The sequence below is a fragment of the Vibrio sp. CB1-14 genome, from assembly GCF_040412085.2.
Classification (GTDB): domain Bacteria; phylum Pseudomonadota; class Gammaproteobacteria; order Enterobacterales; family Vibrionaceae; genus Vibrio; species Vibrio chaetopteri.
Genome location: NZ_CP115920.1, coordinates 3,184,680 through 3,208,369 on the forward strand (window position 1 = coordinate 3,184,680; position 23,690 = coordinate 3,208,369).

Annotated in this window: 26 protein-coding genes and 1 other RNA gene; 10 read left to right on the forward strand and 17 right to left on the reverse strand. The window is 47.8% G+C overall.

Features of this window, described 5'->3' with window-relative positions; translation table 11 throughout:
* Nucleotides 1–27: 27 nt before the first annotated feature.
* The 10 genes from pdxJ to rpoE all read right to left on the reverse strand — a co-directional run bounded on the left by pdxJ (nucleotide 28) and on the right by rpoE (nucleotide 8,789).
* A complete protein-coding gene (gene pdxJ, locus PG915_RS14385; protein WP_353497141.1) occupies nucleotides 28–762 on the reverse strand; it encodes a pyridoxine 5'-phosphate synthase in 735 nt (244 codons plus the stop codon).
* 17 nt (nucleotides 763–779) lie between these two features.
* A complete protein-coding gene (recO, locus tag PG915_RS14390) occupies nucleotides 780–1,478 on the reverse strand; it encodes a DNA repair protein RecO (protein ID WP_353497142.1) in 699 nt (232 codons plus the stop codon).
* A 57-nt stretch (nucleotides 1,479–1,535) separates the two neighbouring features.
* A complete protein-coding gene (gene era / locus PG915_RS14395) occupies nucleotides 1,536–2,540 on the reverse strand; it encodes a GTPase Era (RefSeq protein ID WP_353497143.1) in 1,005 nt (334 codons plus the stop codon).
* A complete protein-coding gene (gene rnc, locus PG915_RS14400; RefSeq protein ID WP_353497144.1) occupies nucleotides 2,533–3,210 on the reverse strand; it encodes a ribonuclease III in 678 nt (225 codons plus the stop codon). The genes era and rnc overlap by 8 nt, the downstream gene beginning before the upstream one ends.
* Nucleotides 3,211–3,220: 10 nt before the next feature.
* Nucleotides 3,221–4,117, reverse strand: coding sequence for a signal peptidase I (gene lepB / locus PG915_RS14405; protein ID WP_353497145.1), 897 nt, complete (start codon nucleotides 4,115–4,117; stop codon nucleotides 3,221–3,223).
* A gap of 102 nt (nucleotides 4,118–4,219) precedes the next feature.
* Nucleotides 4,220–6,013, reverse strand: a complete 1,794-nt coding sequence (lepA, locus tag PG915_RS14410; protein WP_353497146.1) for a translation elongation factor 4 — start codon at nucleotides 6,011–6,013, stop codon at nucleotides 4,220–4,222.
* A gap of 112 nt (nucleotides 6,014–6,125) precedes the next feature.
* A complete protein-coding gene (locus PG915_RS14415) occupies nucleotides 6,126–6,596 on the reverse strand; it encodes a SoxR reducing system RseC family protein (RefSeq protein ID WP_353497147.1) in 471 nt (156 codons plus the stop codon).
* Nucleotides 6,593–7,573: a sigma-E factor regulatory protein RseB gene (gene rseB / locus PG915_RS14420; RefSeq protein WP_353497148.1), complete on the reverse strand. Its 981-nt coding sequence runs from the start codon at nucleotides 7,571–7,573 to the stop codon at nucleotides 6,593–6,595. The genes PG915_RS14415 and rseB overlap by 4 nt, the downstream gene beginning before the upstream one ends.
* On the reverse strand, nucleotides 7,570–8,196 hold the full coding sequence (locus tag PG915_RS14425) for an RseA family anti-sigma factor (RefSeq protein ID WP_353497149.1): 627 nt from the start codon (nucleotides 8,194–8,196) through the stop codon (nucleotides 7,570–7,572). The genes rseB and PG915_RS14425 overlap by 4 nt, the downstream gene beginning before the upstream one ends.
* A 14-nt stretch (nucleotides 8,197–8,210) precedes the next feature.
* Nucleotides 8,211–8,789 carry an RNA polymerase sigma factor RpoE gene (rpoE, locus tag PG915_RS14430; RefSeq protein ID WP_103882021.1) on the reverse strand — a complete coding sequence of 193 codons (579 nt, stop codon included), beginning with the start codon at nucleotides 8,787–8,789 and terminating at the stop codon, nucleotides 8,211–8,213.
* Between the two features lie 372 nt (nucleotides 8,790–9,161).
* Between rpoE and nadB the strand changes: the two genes are divergently transcribed.
* Nucleotides 9,162–10,763 (forward strand): L-aspartate oxidase, encoded by a 1,602-nt coding sequence (gene nadB, locus PG915_RS14435; RefSeq protein WP_353497150.1) that lies wholly within the window; start codon nucleotides 9,162–9,164, stop codon nucleotides 10,761–10,763.
* A 54-nt stretch (nucleotides 10,764–10,817) separates the two neighbouring features.
* Here the strand turns inward: nadB and PG915_RS14440 are convergent, their stop codons facing one another.
* Nucleotides 10,818–11,045, reverse strand: a complete 228-nt coding sequence (locus PG915_RS14440; RefSeq protein WP_353497151.1) for a hypothetical protein — start codon at nucleotides 11,043–11,045, stop codon at nucleotides 10,818–10,820.
* A gap of 162 nt (nucleotides 11,046–11,207) precedes the next feature.
* Nucleotides 11,208–11,468 carry a succinate dehydrogenase assembly factor 2 gene (locus PG915_RS14445; protein ID WP_353497152.1) on the reverse strand — a complete coding sequence of 87 codons (261 nt, stop codon included), beginning with the start codon at nucleotides 11,466–11,468 and terminating at the stop codon, nucleotides 11,208–11,210.
* A gap of 243 nt (nucleotides 11,469–11,711) precedes the next feature.
* On the opposite strand from PG915_RS14445, the gene ygfZ reads away from it, so the two are divergent.
* The 3 genes from ygfZ (at nucleotide 11,712) to PG915_RS14460 (ending at nucleotide 14,135) form a co-directional block, all read left to right on the forward strand.
* Nucleotides 11,712–12,680 carry a tRNA-modifying protein YgfZ gene (ygfZ, locus tag PG915_RS14450; protein ID WP_353497153.1) on the forward strand — a complete coding sequence of 323 codons (969 nt, stop codon included), beginning with the start codon at nucleotides 11,712–11,714 and terminating at the stop codon, nucleotides 12,678–12,680.
* Nucleotides 12,681–12,697: 17 nt separating this feature from the next.
* Nucleotides 12,698–13,177 (forward strand): aminoacyl-tRNA deacylase, encoded by a 480-nt coding sequence (locus tag PG915_RS14455; protein WP_353498733.1) that lies wholly within the window; start codon nucleotides 12,698–12,700, stop codon nucleotides 13,175–13,177.
* Between the two features lie 751 nt (nucleotides 13,178–13,928).
* Entirely contained in the window at nucleotides 13,929–14,135 is a 207-nt protein-coding gene (locus PG915_RS14460; protein ID WP_353497154.1) for a DUF1107 domain-containing protein, read from the forward strand.
* A 131-nt stretch (nucleotides 14,136–14,266) separates the two neighbouring features.
* Here PG915_RS14460 and PG915_RS14465 read toward each other — a convergent pair whose 3' ends face one another.
* The 3 genes from PG915_RS14465 to PG915_RS14475 are packed head-to-tail and all read right to left on the reverse strand — an operon-like array spanning nucleotide 14,267 to nucleotide 17,309.
* Complete coding sequence (locus PG915_RS14465; RefSeq protein WP_353497155.1) at nucleotides 14,267–15,487, reverse strand: FAD-dependent 2-octaprenylphenol hydroxylase; 1,221 nt, start codon at nucleotides 15,485–15,487, stop codon at nucleotides 14,267–14,269.
* Nucleotides 15,488–15,494: 7 nt separating this feature from the next.
* On the reverse strand, nucleotides 15,495–16,688 hold the full coding sequence (gene ubiH, locus PG915_RS14470) for a 2-octaprenyl-6-methoxyphenyl hydroxylase (RefSeq protein WP_353497156.1): 1,194 nt from the start codon (nucleotides 16,686–16,688) through the stop codon (nucleotides 15,495–15,497).
* 39 nt (nucleotides 16,689–16,727) lie between these two features.
* The gene (locus PG915_RS14475; protein WP_353497157.1) at nucleotides 16,728–17,309 is read right to left on the reverse strand and encodes a YecA family protein; all 582 of its coding nucleotides are present in this window, start codon (nucleotides 17,307–17,309) and stop codon (nucleotides 16,728–16,730) included.
* 276 nt (nucleotides 17,310–17,585) lie between these two features.
* Here PG915_RS14475 and zapA point away from each other — a divergent pair, with 276 nt between their 5' ends.
* The 5 genes from zapA (at nucleotide 17,586) to serA (ending at nucleotide 20,992) form a co-directional block, all read left to right on the forward strand.
* A complete protein-coding gene (gene zapA / locus PG915_RS14480; RefSeq protein ID WP_353497158.1) occupies nucleotides 17,586–17,897 on the forward strand; it encodes a cell division protein ZapA in 312 nt (103 codons plus the stop codon).
* Nucleotide 17,898: 1 nt separating this feature from the next.
* Nucleotides 17,899–18,082: non-coding RNA, 6S RNA (gene ssrS / locus PG915_RS14485), on the forward strand.
* A gap of 3 nt (nucleotides 18,083–18,085) precedes the next feature.
* A complete protein-coding gene (locus PG915_RS14490) occupies nucleotides 18,086–18,673 on the forward strand; it encodes a 5-formyltetrahydrofolate cyclo-ligase (protein WP_353497159.1) in 588 nt (195 codons plus the stop codon).
* A 139-nt stretch (nucleotides 18,674–18,812) separates the two neighbouring features.
* On the forward strand, nucleotides 18,813–19,469 hold the full coding sequence (gene rpiA, locus PG915_RS14495) for a ribose-5-phosphate isomerase RpiA (RefSeq protein ID WP_353497160.1): 657 nt from the start codon (nucleotides 18,813–18,815) through the stop codon (nucleotides 19,467–19,469).
* Between the two features lie 293 nt (nucleotides 19,470–19,762).
* On the forward strand, nucleotides 19,763–20,992 hold the full coding sequence (gene serA, locus PG915_RS14500; protein WP_353497161.1) for a phosphoglycerate dehydrogenase: 1,230 nt from the start codon (nucleotides 19,763–19,765) through the stop codon (nucleotides 20,990–20,992).
* A gap of 255 nt (nucleotides 20,993–21,247) precedes the next feature.
* On the opposite strand, the gene PG915_RS14505 is transcribed toward serA, so the two are convergent.
* Together PG915_RS14505 and PG915_RS14510 are read right to left on the reverse strand one after the other, a co-directional pair.
* Nucleotides 21,248–21,943 (reverse strand): oxidative stress defense protein, encoded by a 696-nt coding sequence (locus tag PG915_RS14505; protein WP_353497162.1) that lies wholly within the window; start codon nucleotides 21,941–21,943, stop codon nucleotides 21,248–21,250.
* Nucleotides 21,944–22,051: 108 nt separating this feature from the next.
* Nucleotides 22,052–22,948: a LysR family transcriptional regulator ArgP gene (locus tag PG915_RS14510; RefSeq protein WP_353497163.1), complete on the reverse strand. Its 897-nt coding sequence runs from the start codon at nucleotides 22,946–22,948 to the stop codon at nucleotides 22,052–22,054.
* A 121-nt stretch (nucleotides 22,949–23,069) separates the two neighbouring features.
* Between PG915_RS14510 and PG915_RS14515 the strand changes: the two genes are divergently transcribed.
* The gene (locus PG915_RS14515; protein WP_353497164.1) at nucleotides 23,070–23,690 is read left to right on the forward strand and encodes a LysE/ArgO family amino acid transporter; all 621 of its coding nucleotides are present in this window, start codon (nucleotides 23,070–23,072) and stop codon (nucleotides 23,688–23,690) included.

Below are 23,690 nucleotides of genomic sequence, written 5' to 3' on the forward strand. Positions count from 1 at the left end.
CTCTACTCGTTATTTACCGCGCGCGGATTAACCGTGGCGCGCCGCTTCCATGACCGCTTTCATGTCGGCAACGGCTTTATGAAGACCATCAAACACAGCGCGGCCAATAATTGAGTGACCAATGTTCAACTCGTAGATCTCTGGCAATGCCGCGATAGGACCAACGTTGTGGTAAGTCAGGCCGTGACCCGCGTTAACCGTGATACCGATGTCAGCCGCGTAGCTTGCACCAGCCGCGATCTTCTTCAGTTCGTCTTGTTGATCCTCTTCGGTTTCTGCATCCGCGTAGTGACCGGTGTGAAGTTCGATAAATGGCGCACCTGCTGCTTTCGACGCATCGATCTGCTCGCGGTCAGCATCGATAAACAGAGACACTTTAATGCCAGCTGCCGTAAGCTTCTCTGTCGCTGCTTTGATTTTCTCAAACTGACCTTTAACGTCTAGACCACCTTCAGTAGTAAGTTCTTCACGCTTCTCTGGTACCAGACACACGAATTCAGGCTTAGTTTTTAACGCGATGTCGATCATCTCATCGGTCACTGCCATTTCTAGGTTCATGCGAGTCTGAAGCGTTTCACGCAAGATACGCACGTCGCGGTCTAGAATGTGGCGGCGGTCTTCACGAAGGTGAATCGTGATGCCGTCGGCACCGGCACGCTCAGCAATTTCTGCTGCGTGTACTGGGTCTGGATACTTAGTACCGCGAGCATTACGTAGGGTCGCGATATGGTCAATATTGATACCTAAAAGGATAGAACTCATCGATGATTACTCCATGATCAGGACTGCTTCACTCGAAACAGCTCCCTGCTTTTTAATGGTTTTCCGCCAAGATACGGCTTTAATGCTATGCGTGTAAAGCGTTTTGCCGCTTGTAACTGTGTTTTACTCAGGAAACGTCGCTCACTGATGGCAATGAGCTCTTCACCTAAAAAGGTCAGGTTGTCTCTCCGCACACTGGCAATGAATCCCTTCTGCTCCCGATAACGATAAGTCATTGTCGGATCTATAGGTTCGCCGGTACCAGCACAATGCAAGAAGTCTACACCGTATCCCATTGCAGAAAGGAGAGCGAGTTCAAAACGCCGCAAGGCAGGTTCAGGATTGGTATTATGGGCGAGCTCTGTTAAAGCTTGAAGATAGTCGTGAAATAATTCAGGAAACGGGATCTCACTTGCCAACACGCGAGCAATCAGCTCATTCACGTACATGGCAGAATAGAGGTTCACACCGGTTAACGGCAGACCAAGACTGATGGCTTCCGCTTGCCTCAATGTCTTCATTGAGCCATTGCCGGACCACTTTAACAGTAATGGGGTAAAAGGCTGTAGAGCGCCTTTGAGGTTCGAGCGCTTACTTCGAGCGCCTTTGGAAAGCAGCGTGACGCGACCAAATTCCTCACTAAATACATCGAGTATTAAGCTCGATTCACTGTAAGGTCTTCGATGCAAAACAAAGCAGCGTTGCAATCCATCCATAGGTCATATTCTGTCTAAAAGGGATCAGAGCGGCTGGTGCCACTCTGATCTACGGTATTATTTATTTTCGATATCGTCGATGTAGCCAAGAGAGCGCAGCGCACGCTCATCATCAGCCCAACCTGATTTCACTTTTACCCAGGTCTCTAGATACACTTTACGATCGAACAGCTCTTCCATATCAAGACGAGCTTCACGGCCGATAGTTTTGATTTTCTCGCCACCCTTACCGATCACCATCTTCTTCTGGCCACTACGCTCAACAAGAATCAGCGCATTGATGTGGAAACCATCCGTATCAGGGTTGTAATCAAAGCGTTCAACCTCAACCGTCACCGAGTAAGGGAGCTCGTCACCCGTGAATCGCATCAGCTTTTCACGCAGAATTTCAGACGCCATGAAACGTTGAGAACGGTCAGTCACGTACTCTTCAGGGAAGTGGTGAACCGCTTCAGGAAGGTGGTTGCGAACGTGTTGACGAATCACGTCGATGTTTTTGCCGTGCTTAGCCGAAATCGGCACTACATCAACAAATTCCATTTTCTTGGTCATCTCTTGCATGTGCAGCATTACGTCGTTGCGATCTTTGACGTTGTCTACTTTGTTGATACATAAGATAACCGGGAAATTTGATTTACGTAGCTTGTTCAGCACCATCTCATCATCGTCAGTCCACTGCGTGCCATCAACAAGGAATAGCACTAAGTTCACATCACTTAAAGAGCTGTTTGCCGCACGGTTCATTAGACGGTTGATCGCGCGCTTCTCTTCAATGTGCAGACCCGGAGTGTCCACATAAATCGCTTGGTAGTCACCTTCGGTGTCCACACCCATGATGCGGTGACGCGTTGTCTGCGGTTTACGTGAGGTGATCGAGATTTTCTGTCCTAAGATGCGGTTTAGCAGCGTCGACTTACCCACGTTAGGGCGACCCACAATAGCGATAAAACCACAGTGTTGATCACCTGTGCTTTCTTGAGTTTCAGAGCTCGTTGACTCACTTGACGAAGCGAAGTACGCATCGAGATCGAATTCTTGATCAGAGTTTGGTTTATCAGACATTGGTCAGTTTCTCTAGAGCCAGTTCCGCAGCCGCTTGTTCTGCCTTGCGGCGGCTGGTGCCTTTGCCGATAACAGGCTTATCCACACCTGCTATTTCACAGGAAACGGTAAACTCTTGGTTATGCGCTTCCCCTTTAATATTAGTCACTGTATAGACAGGGAGTGGTTTTCTTCGACCTTGTAGAAACTCTTGTAGGCGAGTTTTCGGATCTTTTTGCGACACACCGGGCTGGATCGCTTCAAGGCGCGACTGATACCAGCTCAATACAATACCGCGAACCATCTCGACATCGCTATCAAGATAAATTGCACCAATGATCGCTTCAACAGCATCAGCCAAGATGGAGTCACGACGGAATCCGCCACTTTTCAGCTCGCCTGGACCTAATTTTAAGTAATCTCCCAAGACGAATTCACGCCCTAGCTCAGCCAGAGTGTTACCTCTAACCAAGGTGGCACGCATTCGACTCATGTCCCCTTCGTTTACCTTAGGAAAACGATGGTAAAGATCGTCAGCAATGACAAAACTTAAAATTGAATCGCCCAGAAATTCTAGTCGTTCGTTATGGTTGCCGTGGGCGCTGCGGTGAGTCAGCGCCAGCATCAACAGCTCGCTATCATTGAACTGATAGCCGAGCTTTTTTTCTAAAAGTTTAATAGGAGAATTCATGCTCTCTCGTTCAGTCTATTCCACCGATGCGATTAAATCTGACACCAGTTGGGATCCATGTAGGCAGAATGCTATCTGCACCACGTTCAAATTCGAAGCTAACCCAAATGCCCACGGCTTTGCCTACTAGGTTGCCTTCTGGCACAAAGCCCCAGTAACGACTGTCGGCACTATTGTCACGGTTATCACCCATCACAAAGTACTGACCTTCTGGCACAACCCATTCGTTCACGCCGTTGCGAGGCTGATATTGATCAACACGGTCGCGACGCAGTGGATTCACCAGTACTTGGTGACCGACTTCACCCAGCTTTTCATCCATTTGGATAAGCGGGATACCATTTTGGATAAACGGACTGTCTTGGACATTAGACAGCTTAACCGGCTTACAGCTTGACTCACCAGGACGCTGAATACAGATATCCTTACGAGCGCTGTAACGAACCGTATCACCCGGCAGGCCAACCACACGCTTAATGTAGTCAATGTTTGGCTGCGGTGGGTACTTAAATACGACAACATCGCCTCGCTCAGGTTTGCCAGTTTCAACCAACTGAGTTCGCCATACTGGATCTTTTAGTCCATAGGCATACTTCTCAACTAGGATGAAATCACCAACCAGTAGTGTTGGCATCATTGAGCCTGATGGGATTTGGAACGGTTCGTAGATGAACGAACGCAGCACCAAAACAAAGGCAATTACAGGGAAAATTGAAACACTATTCTCAACAAACCAAGATGGAGCGACCGCTTTGTTTGCTGTCTCTTCATCAATTTGATTTGCTTGCGCTTGGATACCCGCCAGCTTCTGCTGACGCTGCTTTCTCAATACGAGCTTATCCAAAACCCAAACAACACCAGTCACTAACGTCACGATGACGAGGATCAATGAGAAGGTATTAGCCATTCAATTCCCTTAATTTTCGTATCTTTAAAAATAACGAAAGTGAAAGCACTCACTGAGCACTTTCACTTCTGCTGTATTATGTCGCCACGTCAGGCAAAAGGATTAGTCTTTGCCTACGTGTAGAATCGCAAGGAACGCTTCTTGAGGCAGCTCGACGTTACCGATCTGCTTCATACGCTTCTTACCTTCTTTCTGTTTCTTCAACAGTTTCTTCTTACGGCTCACGTCACCACCGTAACATTTCGCGATTACGTTTTTACGTAACTGTTTCACAGTAGAACGCGCAATGATGTGGTTACCGATCGCAGCCTGAATCGCAATATCGAACATCTGACGAGGGATGAACTCTTTCATCTTCTCAACCAATTGGCGACCACGAGTCTGAGATTGATCTTTGTGAGTAATGATTGCTAGTGCGTCTACCGTATCGCCGTTCAGCAGTACGTCCACACGCACCATGTTCGACGCTTCAAAACGCTGGAAGTTGTAGTCCAGTGATGCATAACCACGAGACGTCGACTTCAGACGATCAAAGAAGTCGAGTACGACTTCTGCCATCGGGATATCGTAAGTCACAGCAACTTGATTACCGTGATAAACCATATCTACCTGAGAGCCACGTTTCTCAACACAAAGCGTAATGACGTTACCTAGGTAATCTGATGGTACCAGGATATTACAACGCGCAATTGGCTCACGGATTTCTTCGATATCGTTGATTGCCGGCAGTTTCGCTGGACTATCAACATAGTGAAGTGAACCGTCAGTTTTCTCTACTTCGTAAACTACCGTCGGCGCTGTCGTAATCAGGTCTAGGTCGTATTCACGCTCTAAACGCTCTTGGATGATCTCCATGTGAAGCATACCCAAGAAGCCACAACGGAAACCGAAACCAAGTGCAGCTGAACTTTCTGGCTCATAGAACAGTGACGCATCGTTTAGGCTAAGTTTGCCTAGTGCATCGCGGAAGTTTTCGTAATCATCAGACGATACAGGGAATAGACCCGCGTATACCTGAGGTTTTACTTTTTGGAAGCCTGGTAGTGCAACTTCACAGCCATTCTTAGCCGTAGTCAGTGTATCACCTACTGGCGCGCCAAGGATGTCTTTGATACCACATACAACCCAGCCAACTTCACCAGTGTTAAGCTCTGTCGTGTCAATCTGCTTTGGTGTGAAAATACCTAAACGATCTACACCCCAAACTTGCCCAGTGCTCATCACTTTGATCTTGTCATTCTTCTTCAGTTTGCCGTTTTTAATACGAACCAAAGAAACAACACCTAAGTAGTTATCGAACCAAGAGTCAATGATAAGCGCTTGCAGTGGATCTTCTGGGTTGCCTTCTGGCGCTGGGATCGCTTTTACGATCTCTTCAAGAACGTCGTCAACACCCAGACCGGTCTTCGCAGAACAGCGAACCGCTTCCATCGCGTCGATACCGACGATCTCTTCGATCTCTTCAGCAACGCGCTCTGGCTCTGCCGCTGGAAGATCGATCTTGTTGAGAATTGGAACTACTTCAAGTTCCATTTCAATCGCCGTGTAGCAGTTAGCCAGTGTCTGAGCTTCAACGCCCTGACCCGCATCAACAACCAGTAGTGCGCCTTCACAGGCAGCCAATGAACGTGATACTTCGTACGAGAAGTCAACGTGTCCTGGAGTGTCGATAAAGTTTAGCTGATAGGTTTCCCCATCTTTCGCCGTGTAATCCAGAGTAACACTCTGAGCTTTAATCGTGATACCGCGCTCGCGCTCTAGATCCATAGAATCAAGAACCTGTGCCGCCATTTCACGGTCGCTTAAGCCGCCGCAAACTTGGATCAAACGGTCAGACAGCGTCGACTTACCGTGGTCAATGTGGGCGATAATAGAAAAGTTACGAATGTGCTTCATAGATTTGGTGTAGCTAAACTCTTAAACAATTAGGGAATGAAATAGCGGAAAAAACACGCATTTCAATTAAGTTGGCAGATTCTACCCAATTTCGTTGCGGTTCGCACCTTATTTAGGCAATGGACTGCCCGAGCACCCGCACCAATTCAACCTGTTGGTGCGATGCTGCTTCCATTGGTGACACCCATTTTTTCGCGAGTCGGAAACCAAGGTAAGCAGAAACTGCTGAAAAACCAATCACCACCAGCTCACTACCGCCAAGCAGTGGCGCCAGCCACAACTGGCCAGCCATCGCGCCTAAAAATAGAAAAAGCAGGGGCAATAAATAGATCAATGCCGCCGATTGCAGCAGACTTTTCTCTGGAAACGCAATTTCAACAACATCGCCAGGGTTGACGGTTTTGGAGGTCAGTAGATGCCAGCTCAGTTGCTTGTTTCCGACCGCTTTAGTGACTATACCGGTTCCACAACTGTTTTTTGATTGGCAAGAGCTGCAACTGGTTTGTTGGTCGCAGCTCAATTTAACTTGGTAACGATGACCACGGCTTTTAACCGAGGTCACCGTTGCAAGAGCGGTCATCATGGGGTTACGCCTTCATCTGCTTGCTGTACTTTGTTCAGTTTAACAGATTGTGCGATACGCTGCGCGGTGGCAGGAGGAATGTCGCCAACCACAGAGACCTGCATGTCTCCAGTGACAATGCTGTGCACTGTGCGGCGTCCTTGGCGAATTAACTGGCCTTTCATCGAGTTACTGTCTCGATCTGAGACATACACAGAGAAGCTAAATAAGCCATCGGTGTACATTTGACTCTCCACCACATCTTCAGTGGCGATCATGCGATAACGATTAAGATCTTTCGGAGTAAAGCCACTTGGTACCCAACCAACTTGCCAGAAGGTTTGTTCGATATTGCCTTTTGGCAGCGACAATACCGCAGGCAGTTGTACTTCATCGAGTGAGCTAAGCATGGTCGCGATGTGGTCGTTGATGGAGTATGAAATCACACGATACTGTTCGAGGATCTCACCATCTCGGTCGAGAAGATCAGCGCGCAATGGAAGCTTGCTTTTTTCATCCACCCACAACACATAGGAGTAGCGAAGACCGTCTTTTGGTACCACACGAAATACTTGTGCCGCCGCTCCAGCTTCTCTGGCACGGCCAACGCGAACATAGTCGTAATACTGGCTCAGTTTTTTGATATCACTGTTAAGCAGTGGCATCAAAGGTGCCACCATCTTGCCCGACTCTATTGTGAACGGATCGGCGCCAGGTTCGATGTAGCTGACTTCGTTGCCACGGCGGATAACCTCGCGAACCGGGCCACTCAAGTAAACCAAATGCGCCAATTGCTGCTCTTCATGCCTCGCATGTCGATACAACAAAGGCTCAATACTGTTCTTTTTGATCAGGATATAGGACAGTTCGTAGTTCAATTGCTGACTGGCGTCATTCATTTGATGCAATAAAGCCTCTACAGAAGATTGCTCTTCTGCAAAGGCCGAGTTAGCAAACAAACTGAACAGCAATAACGAACTGGTCAGAAGTTTTTTCATTCAATTACCGATTCTGTATCCGTAGTCAGAGACGATTGATCGTCACTGTTTAAGCGTAACTGTAGCTCATAGTCTTGAAGCAGAGCATTAATGCGGCGACGCTGCTCTTGCACGTTAGTGCTTTCATTCTGGTTAGTTCTCGCGACTGAATCACGAGTCAAGCTTACCGGCTCTGCACTACCCGCAAATGGGATAGTTTGCAAAACAGGTAGCTGCTCAATTTCAGGTTGCGTTGCATCTTGTCCAGAGAACTGCTGCACACCTAAAATAACGGCGAGCGATACACACGCTGCAATGCCCACTTGGCCAAACTGAGTTAACCATGCAGGTAGCTGACGTTTCGCTTGCGACGGTGTAGGTTGTGCCTCAATCGGCATCACTGTCTCTTTACTTACCGCTTGATGTGCTGGCTCATCATCGAGTGCCAGTGCGACGCTCTCAGCAATATTCCAATCCAAGCTCTGTGGCTCATCGCCACGCATTACATCACCGATTAGGTGGTAGTTTTGCCAGGTTTGTTTGCTCTCCTGATCATTCTCAAGCGCTTCGATTAGCGCGTCGTCGATCAGGTCTCCGTCCATGAATGCTGAAAGCTTCTGTTTGTCAGCCATTATATTCACCATAGTTGTAACTAGTTTTAGCGTTGAAGAAGAGGCTTAATCTTCTTCTCTACCGCTTCACGAGCACGGAAGATACGCGAACGTACCGTTCCTACTGGGCAATCCATTACTTCTGCAATCTCTTCGTAACTCAAACCATCGAGTTCACGAAGGGTCATTGCAGTCTTCAAATCTTCTGGTAACGCTTCAATTGCAGCGAAAACTGTTCGCTTCAATTCATTCGACAACGTTAAGTTCTCAGGGTTCGAAATTTCTTTCAAAGCGTTACCGGTTTCAAAAAATTCGGCATCTTCTGCGTCCACATCGCTGGCCGGTGGCCTGCGACTCTGCGCAACAATGTGGTTCTTTGCGGTGTTCACTGCTATGCGATACAACCAAGTATAGAAGGCGCTTTCACCTCTAAACGTTGGGATCGCACGATACGCTTTAATAAACGCTTCTTGGGCTATGTCCGCTACGTCGCCCGAATTGCTCACGTATCTTGATATGAGATTGCAAACCTTGTTTTGATAGCGCAAAACCAACAGGTTAAATGCTTGTTTATCTCCACTTTGAACGCGCTCAATCAACACCTGATCGGTCGGCTGCTCGTTCATGCGAGCGTTCACTCCTATTCGTTCTCACCCTTACCTTCTCAGATATGAGTATTAATTATGCATATTGTAGTCTTGACACCACCGCTAACATGAGCACTATTGTGACTCTATGCAAATGGGAAAGTTCAAAACTTTCTGGATTTTTTTGTTATTTGTCATTCACAATGTGATTTGGCGCCCACTACAATGGGCTCAACTCACTAGAATGGATTAGTTAACGCCACAACACAACGAGTTTTTCAACCCGTTCCACATGGCGGTAATCCAATTAGCAAGTGCCCTTCGCCAGCTGCATTACGCAGCTTCCTATCGTGCACTTTTAGCTGGGTAGAGTTTGCTAGCTCTACCATAGGTCAGGATTTTAATAGAATTATGAACACAAACCGAGAACATCTTTGTGATGTTTTAGTTATAGGAAGTGGCGCTGCTGGTCTTTCTCTCGCGCTACGAGTTGCTGAGCGCGGTAAGGTTATTGTTTTAAGTAAAGGGCCGTTGAGTGAAGGGGCAACCTATTACGCTCAAGGCGGTATTGCCGCAGTTTTCGACGAAGCCGACAGCATCGAGTCACACGTTAATGACACCAATATTGCCGGAGCTGGCCTGTGTGAAGAAGACACGGTGCAGTTTATTGCAGAAAACGCGAAAGAGTGCGTGCAATGGCTGATCGATGGCGGTGTTCCATTTGACCAAGTTGAAACCGAAAAGGACGAAGCACCTCGTTATCACTTAACGCGTGAAGGCGGACACAGCCATCGTCGTATTCTGCACGCAGCAGATGCAACGGGAATGGCGATGCAGACTACGCTGCAAGACAACGTGCAGAATCACCCAAACATCGAAATCTTTGAGCGCTACAACGCCCTTGATTTGATCACGGAAGATAAAGTGGGTGGCAGCAAAGACAAAGTTGTTGGTGCCTATATTTGGAACCGCAACCAAGAACACGTTGAAACCGTGCGCGCTAAGTTTGTCGTGCTGGCAACAGGCGGCGCATCAAAAGTGTACCAGTACACCTCAAACCCAGACGTTTCTTCAGGTGATGGTATTGCAATGGCATGGCGCTCTGGTTGCCGGGTTGCTAACCTAGAATTCAACCAATTTCACCCAACGTGTTTATTCCATCCAGACGCACGTAATTTCCTGCTAACCGAAGCGCTGCGAGGCGAAGGGGCTTACCTAAAACGCCCTGATGGCACCCGCTTTATGCCGGACTTTGATGAACGCGAAGAGCTAGCGCCGCGTGATGTGGTTGCTCGTGCTATAGACTTCGAGATGAAACGACTAGGTGCAGATTGCATGTATCTCGACATCAGTCATAAGCCGGAAGAGTTTATCATCAAGCACTTCCCAACCATTCACATGCGCTTGCAAGATCTCGGCATCGACATGACCAAAGAGCCGATCCCAATTGTTCCGGCGGCACACTACACCTGTGGTGGCGTCATCGTAAATAAGTCGGGTCGCACGGATCTTGAGCAGTTGTATGCGATTGGTGAGGTGAGCTACACCGGTCTTCACGGGGCAAACCGCATGGCGTCAAACTCACTGCTTGAGTGCGTGGTATACGCTTGGTCTGCGGCCAAAGACATCATGGAAAAATTCGACAGCGCAACTCATCCAGACACATTGCCAGCTTGGGATGAAAGCCAAGTCAGCTGCTCTGATGAAGAGGTCATCATTCAGCATAACTGGCACGAGCTGCGCCTGTTTATGTGGGATTACATGGGCATTGTACGCACTGATAAACGACTTGAGCGCGCACTGCGTCGTATTCAGTTACTTCAACAAGAAACTCATGAATACTACAGCCACTTCAAGGTATCGAACAACCTGCTAGAACTGCGTAACCTGCTGCAAGTTGCTGAGCTGATGGTTCGCTGTGCCATGCAACGTAAAGAAAGCCGCGGTCTGCACTACACGCTCGACTATCCTGAGATGCTAGAAAACAGTGGTCCAACGATTCTGGAGCCGTAATTAATCCTCCTAATCAAGTTAGAACCGAAAGCAGCCACCTCACTGGCTGCTTTTTTATTGCCACCCTTTTACCACTACCGCTAAATGCCGGTAACTTCGCTCTGTGGTGGCTGTACGCCAAATAAGCCGCCAACCGTGTTTAGCATCGTAGAGGGCAATCACCCATGATGATAAGGCGAGATTAAAATGCGCCTTATTTAGCCTTTCTTCATTAAGGTGCCACTTATCGTCTTTAAAGCGCAGACGCCCAGTGGCACAAGGCCGTATCATTGACGTCGACACAACCACACCCCATACCAATGGCAAGATCGCTAGAGGCAGAGGCGAAAAGAGAACGGCGAAACAAATCGAGAATTTGACTAGGCTATCAATAACCGAAGGAAGGGAACAAGAAGACAGGTGCAGGTCAAGATGAGGAACCTCGCCCTGCCCCATATAATTCGATTAGCGAACTTTACTTAAGTTGTGTGCCACGATTTTGTCGACCATCGACGCGTGACCTAGGTTTTCGCTACGCCCATGCCCCATCACCCAAGTGAACAAATCCGGGTCGTCGCATTCCAGCAGCGATACGAAGTCATGTTGCTCTTGGTCATTGAGAGTATCAAAGCACTCCTCAAAGAAAGGCATAATCACGACGTCGAGCTCCAACATACCTCTACGACACGCCCACTTGATGCGCGCTTTTTCTTCACTAGAGTACATTCTAATCTCCATCTACTACTCATTATTGGGCGAGTGTAACAAGCAAGTGCATGTCCCACCACACTCTGCATCACACAAACTCAACTTTGCTCACAAGATTTCGTGCAACAAGCCCTATTTGGGTTTCCAAGCTTATTGAACTATCCATTGATACTATATCCATTGACACTGAGCAGTTTAAGCTGACAAATGGTAACGTCGCGATTAACATATCAACCATGTATAACAAAGAGATCACAACCTATGGAATGGCAACCTAGCATTCAAGCACTATCCCTTACCCCAGAGACAACGCTTCCCGCACTGATGTTGACGCCGCTCAGCTCTTGGGGCGCGATTGAACTGACGGGTGATGACCGTAAGTCTTACCTTCAAGGTCAGGTGACCTGTGATGTGGTCTCATTGGAGGCACAGCAATCCACGCTAGGCGCTCATTGTGATGCAAAAGGTAAAGCCTGGAGTGTGTTTCGCTTGTTCCATACAGAACAAGGCTACGCGATGTTTCAGCCACTATCAGCGATTGGTCAAGAGTTAGTTGAGCTGAAAAAATACGCCATCTTCTCTAAAGTTGAATTCACCCAAAGCAGCAAAGCGTGCATCGGTGTGATGGGAGGGCAAGCTCAAACGTGGGTTGATGAGCATTTCCCATCAGCAGGTGACGTTAGACAGCAAAATGGCAGCAGTGCAGTACGCATTGATGAAAGGCGTTGGCTGGTACTGGCAAGCGATGAACTTATTGAATCCCTAGACGCTCAAGAGACTCAGTGGGTGCAAGAATCTATCTGGACTCAGTTCGACATTGATGCAGGGCTACCTACTCTGAGTGCAAAGCAACAAAACCAGCACATTCCTCAAGCGTTCAATCTACAGGCATTGGATGGTATCAGTTTTGCTAAAGGCTGTTACACCGGCCAAGAGACGGTCGCTCGAGCCAAATACCGCGGCATTAACAAACGCATGCTAGCGACACTCACTGGCCGTTTAACCGCAGCCGTGACTTGCGATGAGGAAATCATCATTGAACGCTCTGTCGGTGACAACTGGCGTAAAGCAGGCGATGTCCTTAGCGTATTCCAATACGATGACCACACATTTAAGGCGTCAATCATCATCAACAACAACCTAGATGACGACGTTGAATTCCGCCTAGCGTCTCAACCAGATAGCCGCCTGTCATTGTCACTTCCACCATATTCGCTCGATAGCGAATAAGCACAGTGTCTTCACTGATGACTGACGTACCCGAAATTGAAACTGCGATCACACAATATTTGACGCAAAATGGCATTCCATTTCGGGTACTGATGCAGCAGCGTGAAGCCGTGTCGATTGAAGACGCGGCAATGCTGCGAGGCATCACTCCCAACATGATGGTTAAAACCATGGTGTTGAAAGACATGGGGAATCACTATGCGCTAGCGTGCTGTCCAGGCGATCGCCAAATCGATCCTAAAAAGGTTCGAGCGGCACTGCAATCTAGGCGCATGACTTGCGTTGACAGCCAAGATATCGAATTGCTAACCGGCTACAAGCTTGGCACAGTAACGCCACTATTACTCAAAACCCCAATGCCCATCCTGTTTGACTCGACGCTAAAAGCAACGTCTACCATTACTATTAGCAGTGGCGAGCGTATTGCTGGCATCGAACTGGCTTTGGATGACCTCACCAGACAATGCTCACCACTCTGGAGCGACATCATTCGTTAATCGTTGTGACTCGCCTGCTTGCCAATCCAATGTCTATCGCCGTCAACGCCACCAGCGCGTAATTGTCCTAGCGTTAAATTTAGCGCTACAAAATGCAACATTTTGTCTACCAAGGATGATCAAGTGTGAACTTAGTCGGATTTTGCCACACGCAACAATGAAAAGTTATACATTTATTCAGCATAAATAGTCACGACGTCAATTTTGCGTTATGGTGGTTTTGTGTCCAATTTAATCCCAAGGTTAAATTGAAACACACACTAGAGTGAATCTCTGCCTAGGGCAGTAACTCCACTTTTGTGTAATGCATCTGTGACATTTGGCCCGCTGTGCGGGCTTTTTGTCTTGTTTTTCTCCCACATACTTTCCAATCCCATTCGGTCATGAATGTGTAAATTTGTATGTCAGATGACAACTTTTCTTGCTTTGTCCGGTCTATTAATACGTAACTATTGTGCGGCGGTTATAAAACCAACCATCGAGATCATGCGATATTGTTGATTCTCACTTTTCACCAGCTAGGCTACCAGAAACAATATTGAAGTAAGAATGGAAGCCCCCAGAATGAGCTTTTGTGCTAAGTATCACGTGGCATTGGCGATAAGTTAGAAGAAATGCAAAACGTAGCACAAAACAACAAAGTGACGCCAACAAGAGGGCAATTAAGCCTCCTTAATCACACAATTTAGTAAGGGTTTTATCTATAATTCCCGAGCTAGGACAACGTTAGGTACACTATAAGGAAGGTTAAATGAGACTGTTTAAGCGCTATACGCCAAGTATGATTGCTAAACACATAAGTCGATTGTTTAAGGGAAAGATCTACGTTTATGGACTCGGTGGCTTTGAGTTCGACAACGGCAAACTGATCATCCCTGAACGTGCAGAACAGCGCCATTTCAAAGCGGTAAAAGAGATCAACCAAGAAGTCATGAGACTGAGGTGCGCGTACGCCTAACTGAAATTTTAGTCAAACTTGCCACTGCGTCTCATCCTCATTTCGTTTCTACTACGCAAGCAAGAATACCACGCATTAAAAAGGACAGCTCAAGGCTGTCCTTTACGTTTCCTTCAATCAAACGCTGTTTATTAGTCTTGACTTACCAATGACTTAGCAAGCTCCGGCAGTCGACCTCGCATCCCAAGAGCTCGACTCATGATCTCTTGTTTCGCACCAGGTAACTGCCCGACCAGGCTCATACCAATACCACGGATCATTTTCTTCGCAGGATTATCACCTTCGAACAAGTCTTTAAAACCCTGCATCGCTGCGATCATTTTCGCCGCTTCGGCTTTACGCCAGCGCTCATACTCACGCAAATGACGCTTACGCCCCACATCTTTCCCTTCATGCCACAGCTTTTTCAGCTCTTGAGCTAGGCTTGCCGCATCCAGCAGACCTAAGTTAACCCCTTGTCCAGCAAGTGGGTGGATGGTATGCGCCGCGTCGCCGACTAGTGCTACACGCTCAGTTACAAAGTCACGAGCATATCGCATGGTAAGAGGGAATACACGACGTTCTGATTGCACCTGGCACAAACCCAAACGGCTATCAAACTCTGCCGTCAACGCTTTGTTGAACTCGGCATCAGACATCTTTGCCAGCTTTTCAGCGCGGGTAGGCTCAGTTGACCAAACGATGGAGCACAAGTTGTCTTCATTCATCGGCAAAAACGCCAGAGGGCCTTGAGAGGTGAACACCTGACGCGCCACTTTGGCATGATGATCTTCAGTGGTGATATTAGCCACGAGCGCACTGTGTCCATAGTCCCAGTGGGTAAGCGGAATATCTTGCTGCTTACGAACCCAAGAATTCGCGCCATCGGCACCGACAATTAGCTTGCTGGTAAACGACTGACCGTTGTCCAGTGTCGTCCAAACTTCACTTTCACCAATCGCCATCGACTGGCAACGATGTGGCATGAAGAGCGTCACATTGCTTTGTTGCCCGACTTGCTCGAGCAGCGCCAACTGAATGACCCTGTTTTCAACAATGTGGCCTAAGTTAGGCTGGGACATTTGACTCGCAGAAAACTCGATACGGGCAAAACTGTCTTGCTCCCAGACCTCCATCGCCTGATAAGGCGCATTGCGATGCTTGGCAATCGCTTCCCATGCGCCTAGGTTTTTGAGGATCATTTCACTGGCTCGGCTCAGTGCCGAGACACGAATATCAGGATCACCAGAGAGATCTTTTGAAGGCGTCGTGCCCTCGACAATCGCAATTCGCAACCCCGTATCTTTCAAAGCACGCGCTAACGCGAGTCCCACCATTCCGCCACCGACGATGGCGATATCAAAACTTTGCATCTTCGTATTACCTATTCACCACACCCAAAGCACGATTAAACACAGGTGTCTTAAGCCGTGGGAAATTGTCCATCATTGCCAATCCAAGATTTCGCGCCATCTTGAGCGTTAATAAATCATTGGAAAATACGCGCACCAAACCTGACGTCATAGTTATTGTGAGCTCTCGATCAGTCTGACGTTGCGCTTGAAACTTAGTTAGATTAGCGTAATCGCCCACATCTTTTCGGTTTTCAAGCAGCGATTCCACCAATGTCGCAACATCGCGAATGCCCAAGTTGAATCCTTGTCCAGCGATCGGGTGCAATGTCTGCGCCGCATTTCCCACCGCCGCAACGCGATGAGCAACGATTTGTGGTCTGTATCTCAACAAAAGCGGGTAGCTCACGACCGAACCGACACGAACAAAACGCCCCAGTCGCCAACCAAACGCTTCTTGAAGCGCATCTAAAAACTCATTGTCTGGCAACGCTTGTACCGACTTGGCCTGCTCTGGCGGCATGCACCACACGAGTGAGCTTCGCGATTGTGACATAGGCAGCAACGCAAGCGGGCCATGCTCGGTAAATCGCTCAAACGCTCGACCGCTTGGCGCTTCACTGGTTAGCACATTGGCGATAACGGCCACTTGCTCAAAATCTTGGGTATGCTGTTCTAGCCCTACCGCCTGACAAATAGCTGAATCCGCACCATCCGCTGCAACGACCAATTTCGCCTCTAGCTGCAAGGTTTCATCTTGAGGCGAGCGAATGTCAACGGTGACAGCTTGCTGATGCTGTACGACTTCACTCACAGAATAAGGACAGAATAAGTCAATGTGTTCGCGCTTAGCGAGTTCGTTATTAAAACGTCTACCTATCTCGGCAAGCTCAACAACGTAACCCATCGCATCAAGGCCTTCTTTATCGGCATAGAAGTCGGTCATGCCGGCATGACCACGGTCTGATACATGAATGTGAGTGATGGGTGTGGCATGATCCTCAATCACATGCCACAGGCCGTAACCTTTCAGGATCTCGACAGTACCATGTGACAAAGCAATAGACCGGGCATCAAACCCAGGATGAGCTGCATTGTCTTGTGCAAACGACTCGACAACCGCTATGTTGAGTGCATGATCAAAGCTAGTGTCCAGCGCCATAGCGAGCGTCGCTCCCGCCATCGCTCCACCAGCAATAACAACATCATACTTTTTGGGCACAGACTTTCTCCTTGTTCGCCAACCTGACCCGCACCTAGATTAGTGAATCGTCGGTGATTCAGCCGCTTTACTTGGTTTTACGCCAAACTCAGCGTGAATAGTCAATACGCAAGCTTTAACGTGCTCAATAACCTGTTCTAGCAATTGCGCTTGCTCTTCTAGATCGTCATCTTCATCGATGCCCAGTCTAGCAATTTCTTCCAAGTCACCCAGCGCTTCTTTGGTATCGGCCGACGCTTTTGCTAAAGGAGCGTTAATGAGTCCGAGTCCCGAAATAAAGTGGTTCACCCACTCGCTGAGGCCATCTGCTTGCTCAAATAAGCTAGCGTCTACGCCCTCGCCAGGAATAAACAAAGCAAGCTCAAAGCTTTGCTCTTCCGTCAGTTCTTTGATCGATAAATCCAACAGCGCTTTTGAACGGGTTAATAGAGATTGAGGCCAACCTAGACCATCATTGGTGTAGTCAAACAACAGAGGTTGCCAGCTGTCATCTTTCAAACCTAAACCGCCACTTAACATGCCAACCAATAGGCCGTGCAGTTCAGCAGGGGAAACGGCAAGGCCGGCTTGTTGTAGCTCTGTCGCTACCGCAATGTAATCGGGTAGTGTTGATTCACTCATAACGATTCTCGTTGTCCTGTAGGGCAGCCAACTGGGTCACCAGTAGTGCCGCTTTTATTCGAATTGGATGTGCAATGCTACCACTTCCCACTCATGGCGGAAATGGTGTCCCACTCGTTTCTGAATAGCTTTTGTGCGAATTGTCGATTTCGTGTGTGATTAGCCACGCATTTGGCACGGAGTCACCAGAAAAGCTTGAATCTTAATGTGGCTTTACCTATAGTTTCTCCCTCAACATTACCGCTATTGGTGATACTTAAAAGAGTTCTTGTCATTATGGAAAATCAAGCTGTCGAAGTGGAAATTTTGGGTAAACTGACTCGGGTAAATTGCCCAGAAGATCAGAAAGATACCCTTGTTCAAGCGGCGAAAGACTTAGATAACCGATTGCAAGAAATGTCCCAAAGGACTAAAGTAACCAACGAGTTGAAACTGCTTACCATTGCGGCGCTTAATATGTCATATGAGCTTAACAACCGCAGTAATGAGTCACTTCAAGAAGTGACTGAGATGAACGAGCGCATGGAGCAGCTCGCGGCATCACTTGATGATGCCATAAGCAAAGTAAAGCAAGGACAGCAAGCCTAATTTTACCCTGGGGTGTGCGTCAGTGGATTTAAGTCCCTGAGCCGATAAGCAATACCAAAGGGTTAGTACTTGATAGCTATTGAGCAAGCTCGGCTCGTATCGAGAAGCCTACGGTTATCATTGCTGATCCGCCTTGAACCAGCTGGTTCAAGGGCCACAATCCTCAACGGCACTCTGGGGTATTCCTAATGTCACCATCGACTAGGCAGCATATTCGAACCTTGATTCGGGGCCGCCGACAAGCTATCCGTTCAGATCAGCAAGCTCACTACGCTCTCGACTTGGTCGAACGCGCCAAGCAGCTACCCGAACTCCGCGCTGGTCAAAAAGTCGCGCTTTATCTAGCCACTGATGGCGAACTGGATACTCAACCTATGATTGAGTGGTGCTGGCAACAAGGAATAGAGACCTACCTTCCGGTTATCCATCCTTTTTCCAAAGGCCATCTCCTATTCTTGCGCTACGCATACACCACGCCTCTGGTGCACAATCAATATAAAATCCTCGAACCAAAGCTTGATAAGCAGACGATATGTCCTGTCGCTGATCTGGATGTCATCTTTACACCACTTGTTGCGTTCGATGACGATGGTCAACGCCTCGGAATGGGTGGAGGCTACTATGACCGAACCCTCGCACCGTTTGCCACGAATCAGACTGGTCCAAATGCCATTGGACTGGCTCACGATTGCCAGCAAGTCGGCAGGCTACCAATTGAATCATGGGATATTCCGCTTAGTACCATCATGACGCCAAGCAAAATCTGGCGCTGGTAAAAACAGTCTCGAAAAGAGCAATCGATTGCTGTTTTTTGCTGTTTTTCTTCATTTCGCCAACTTAACCGTCATTTTTTGCGGTTTTTGATATATAATTCGCCCGCATTTTGACCTTAATTCTAAACATTGGGATTTCACCATGACTCAAGACGAGATGAAGAAAGCCGCTGGTTGGGCAGCACTTAAGTATGTTGAGAAAGGCAGCATTGTTGGTGTAGGTACCGGCTCTACTGTTAACCACTTTATTGATGCGCTAGGCACAATCAAGGAAGACATCAAAGGTGCAGTTTCAAGCTCTGTCGCTTCAACTGAGAAGCTAGAAGCACTTGGCATCGAAGTATTCGACTGTAACGATGTAGCAGCGCTTGATGTTTACGTTGACGGCGCAGATGAAATCAACGCAGCTCGTGACATGATCAAGGGCGGCGGTGCTGCATTGACTCGTGAGAAGATCGTAGCCGCTATCTCGGACAAATTTGTGTGTATCGTTGATGGCACCAAAGCAGTCGACGTACTGGGTAAGTTCCCACTTCCTGTAGAAGTTATCCCAATGGCACGTTCATACGTAGCACGTGAACTGGTAAAGCTTGGCGGTGACCCTGTGTACCGTGAAGGTGTTGTGACCGACAACGGCAACGTGATCCTAGACGTGTACGGCATGCAAATCACCGATCCAAAAGCGATGGAAGACAGCATCAACGGTCTAGCGGGTGTTGTGACAGTGGGTCTATTCGCGCACCGCGGTGCCGATGTGATCATCACTGGTACGCCAGAAGGCGCAAAAATCGAAGATTAATGACACGCGCGTTCACGCTATCACTGGCCTTATAACTGGCCGATATATTGAACGCGATTACGTCATTTGACTACAAACGGCACCCCTGGTGCCGTTTTTTCGTTTTCCTATAAGAAAATTATGCCTTATTCCGTAATTTTCTTACCCATCGTTAAACTTTTTTGTTACTTTATTGGTCACAAGACGCACAAGGAAAACGTTTGCCTCAAGCAGTTGGAAGCTCCCTCCCTGATATTCTCACTGTCAAATGTGCGCCAATTTAGCCCAAATTTCCCATGTTAAGGATGAGTTCAATGGCCAAAGTTTCACTGGAAAAAGACAAGATTAAGATTCTTCTGCTGGAAGGTTTGCATCCATCTTCTGTAGAGGTTCTTCAAGCTGCCGGTTACACCAATATCACTTACCACAAAGGCTCGCTACCTGAAGACGAGTTAATGGAAGCGGTAAAAGACGTTCACTTTATCGGTATTCGCTCCCGCACTAACCTGACAGACAAGGTGATCAATGCGGCAGAGAAACTTGTGGCGATTGGCTGTTTCTGTATCGGTACTAACCAAGTTAACCTTGAAGCTGCGGCTAAGCGCGGTGTACCTGTCTTCAACGCACCATTCTCAAACACGCGAAGTGTGGCTGAGCTAGTCCTTGGTCAAATCCTATTGCTACTTCGTGGCATTCCAGAGAAGAATGCTCTCGCTCACCGTGGCATTTGGAAGAAGAGTGCGGACAACTCTTATGAAGCTCGTGGTAAACGCCTTGGTATTATCGGTTACGGTCACATTGGTACTCAGTTGAGTATCATTGCAGAGAACTTGGGTATGCGTGTCTACTTCTACGATATCGAGAACAAGCTGTCTCTTGGTAATGCGACACAAGTGCACACCATGACTGAGCTATTGAATAAGTGTGATGTTATCTCACTGCACGTTCCAGAAACTCCTGGAACCAAGAACATGATGGGTGCGGCAGAGTTCGAGCGTATGAAGCCAGGCTCAATCTTTATCAACGCGGCGCGTGGCACTGTGGTTGATATCCCTGCCCTTTGTGACGCCCTTGAAGGCGGTCACCTGGCAGGTGCAGCGATTGACGTGTTCCCAGAAGAGCCAAAAACCAATGCAGACCCGTTTGAGTCACCGCTATTGAAGTTCGACAACGTGATCCTTACTCCGCACGTTGGTGGTTCTACTCAAGAAGCACAAGAGAACATTGGTGTTGAGGTTGCTGGCAAGCTAGCGAAATATTCAGATAACGGCTCAACGCTATCAAGCGTGAACTTCCCAGAAGTATCACTGCCAGAGCACACAGACTGTTCGCGCCTACTGCACATTCACCAAAACCGCCCTGGCATCTTAACGCAAATCAACACCATCTTTGCGGATGAAGGGATTAACATCGCGGGTCAGTACCTACAGACTGCTGCGGATATCGGTTATGTAGTAATTGATGTTGAGACAGCGCGCTCGGAAGAAGCGTTGGCGAAATTGAAGCAGATTGAAGGGACGTTGCGAGCGCGTATTCTTCACTAATTTGTTTGAAGAGCTTTACCCCTCCTAGCCTCCCGGCTACGCGCCCCGCTTAAAGGGGAGGAACCACTGGCTCGCTGCGCATCGCCTTATACGAAAACGGCGATGCTACGATAGGAGCAAGCCTACTGTTCTCCCCCTAATATAGGGGGAGCTAGAGGGGGGTATAATGCGCTGAACTTACAACAAATTATGCAATTAAAGTAGACACCTTAGCTTATAGCAAGCACTACTAACCCACTAAACTCCCCAAAACCATCACTCACCAATCCGATAAGTCACATCCACCCGATCACGAATCGTAATCACCGAATCCTGATAACTATTCGACTCCGCCTTGCTATCCATCGCCATCGCACGCATCACCACCGGCTGGTTCATCTGCTGACGGTACTCAATACGCCACACATTGCCAAGCTGCTGATCAAACCCTTTCGCTAATGAAGACGCTTTGCTTTGCGCATCTTTTATCGCCGCCATACGAGCCGCTTCTTGATACTGACCTTGGTCTTTCACTTTTAGTTGAATGTTATCGACCTGATTGATCCCGGACTCCAGAGCAAGATCCAAATAGTTATTAAGCTTATCGAGATCCATCACTTGAACCGTCACCGTACGAGACGCTCGATAGCCAATCAGTTCAGGCTTGCCCTTTTCTGGGTAGTGATACTGCGGTGAAAGATAGAGATTTGAGCTTTGGATATCTGCTTTGTCGATACCATTCTTGGTTAAGTCATCAAGAAATTTGTCGACGACAGAATCCACACCTTGCTTGGCTTGGTCAGCATCCATCTGAGACTGAACCACGCGAACTGAAAACTCAGCCATATCCGGCTTGGCTTGGATTTCACCGTAGCCTGTTGTAGAAATGTGGGCAAATTCCGGCTGACTCGCAAACACCGGAGCCGCAAATAGACTGACGACTAAACTACCAACAACTAATGACTGTTTCATGAAGACTCCTCGTCTTATTTTCTTATACTCAATATTAGGCATAGGTTTGGATTATAGGTTCCCAGACATTAAAAAGCTGACAGAACATTGACCAAACACCATCTGTCACTACTGAGGCAAAAACTGCCTAGCGTGGCCAATAATGGCATCCGACACCTCACTCAGCACTCCACTTTCAAGCTGCCAGTGGTGCCAGTAAATTTGGTGTGACAGCAAGATATTGGGCGTCAATTCAATCAAGGCGCCAGACTCGAGTTCATCTTGGATTTGCAGCTTAGGAATAAGGCAGTAAGCCACACCCGAGACTGCCAATTTCACGAACGCTTCTGAGCTTCGTACTGTATGTTTAAGTATGTTGCCACGCATAATATTGAAGTGTTGATTCACAAACTTCTGATGCATTTTGTCGTGTTGGTCATAGGCAACGGCTGGCGCTTTCATCAAGGTTTCCCGGTTCACACCTTGGCTGAAGTATCGTTTGATAAAACTTGGGCTCGCCACACAAAGATAGTCAACGCGTCCTAAGTAATCGGCGACACAGCCAGGAATCGATTGTGGCTCTAGACTTATTGCCCCCACCACTTCCCCGTTTTTGAGCTTTTCTATGGTTCGACCTTCATCATCAACAATAAGATCAAGCTCTACGCGCTTGGACTCTAGAAGCGGAAACAAACTCGGTAACAGCCAAGTCGCTAGACTATCTGCGTTCGTAGCAAGAGAAACCGATAACGGCTTATCGCCAAGGTCGGCAGCAAGCTCAGGCACCAGCTCTTGTTCTAGCAAACGCACACGACGATATAGCCCAAGCAACTTTTTCCCCACCGCGGTTGGTCGTGGTGGCTGTTCTCGAACCAATACTGGTTGCGCCAACCATTTTTCCAGTTGCTTCACGCGTTGAGATACGGCAGATTGAGAGATATACAAGTGCTCCGCTGCTTTATCGAAGCTTTTTTGCTCAACAATCGCATCCAGTGCCTCTATCCATTTATAGTCTAATCCGCGCATCTTTTAACCCCTCAAAACAGTCATTAGCAAAGCTTATTTCTCATTAATATTATTAACTTTCCTAATCATAATCGAATCGCTATTCTCTCGCTCTCTTTTATGCAGTGGTGAGGAAATTAAAGTGAATTTTTGGGTGCTTCTTCAAGGTTTCGGATTGGGTGCGACAATGATTATCCCAATTGGCGCTCAGAACGCTTATGTATTAAATCAGGGTATTAAACGTAATCATCACCTGACAACGGCGACGGTGTGCAGCCTGCTAGACATGACGTTCATCTCACTAGGTATCTTTGGTGGCGGTGCGATATTGTCGCAAAACGAACTACTACTAACGGCAGTAACTCTAGGTGGTATCGCTTTTCTAACCGGTTATGGTTTGCTCTCTTTGCGTAGTGCATTTAAAACACCAGCAGCAAAAGAGTCATCAGGTGAAGTCCTTGCTCGCGGAAGACGAACCGTGGTTTTAGGTGCCCTTGCGGTAACCGTGCTAAACCCACACTTGTATTTGGATACTGTGGTGATTCTAGGCTCGATCGGTGGCCAGTTTGAAGGTAATGACCGAATTGCCTTTGCTATAGGTACTGTACTGGCTTCCTTTGTTTGGTTCTACTCGCTCTCGATGGGGGCGGCAAAACTCGGCCCAACACTATCAAAACCTAAGGTTAAGAAAGGTATCGACTTGGCGGTAGCGGCCATGATGTTTACTATTGCTCTACTACTTACAAAAGGGTTAATGGAGTAA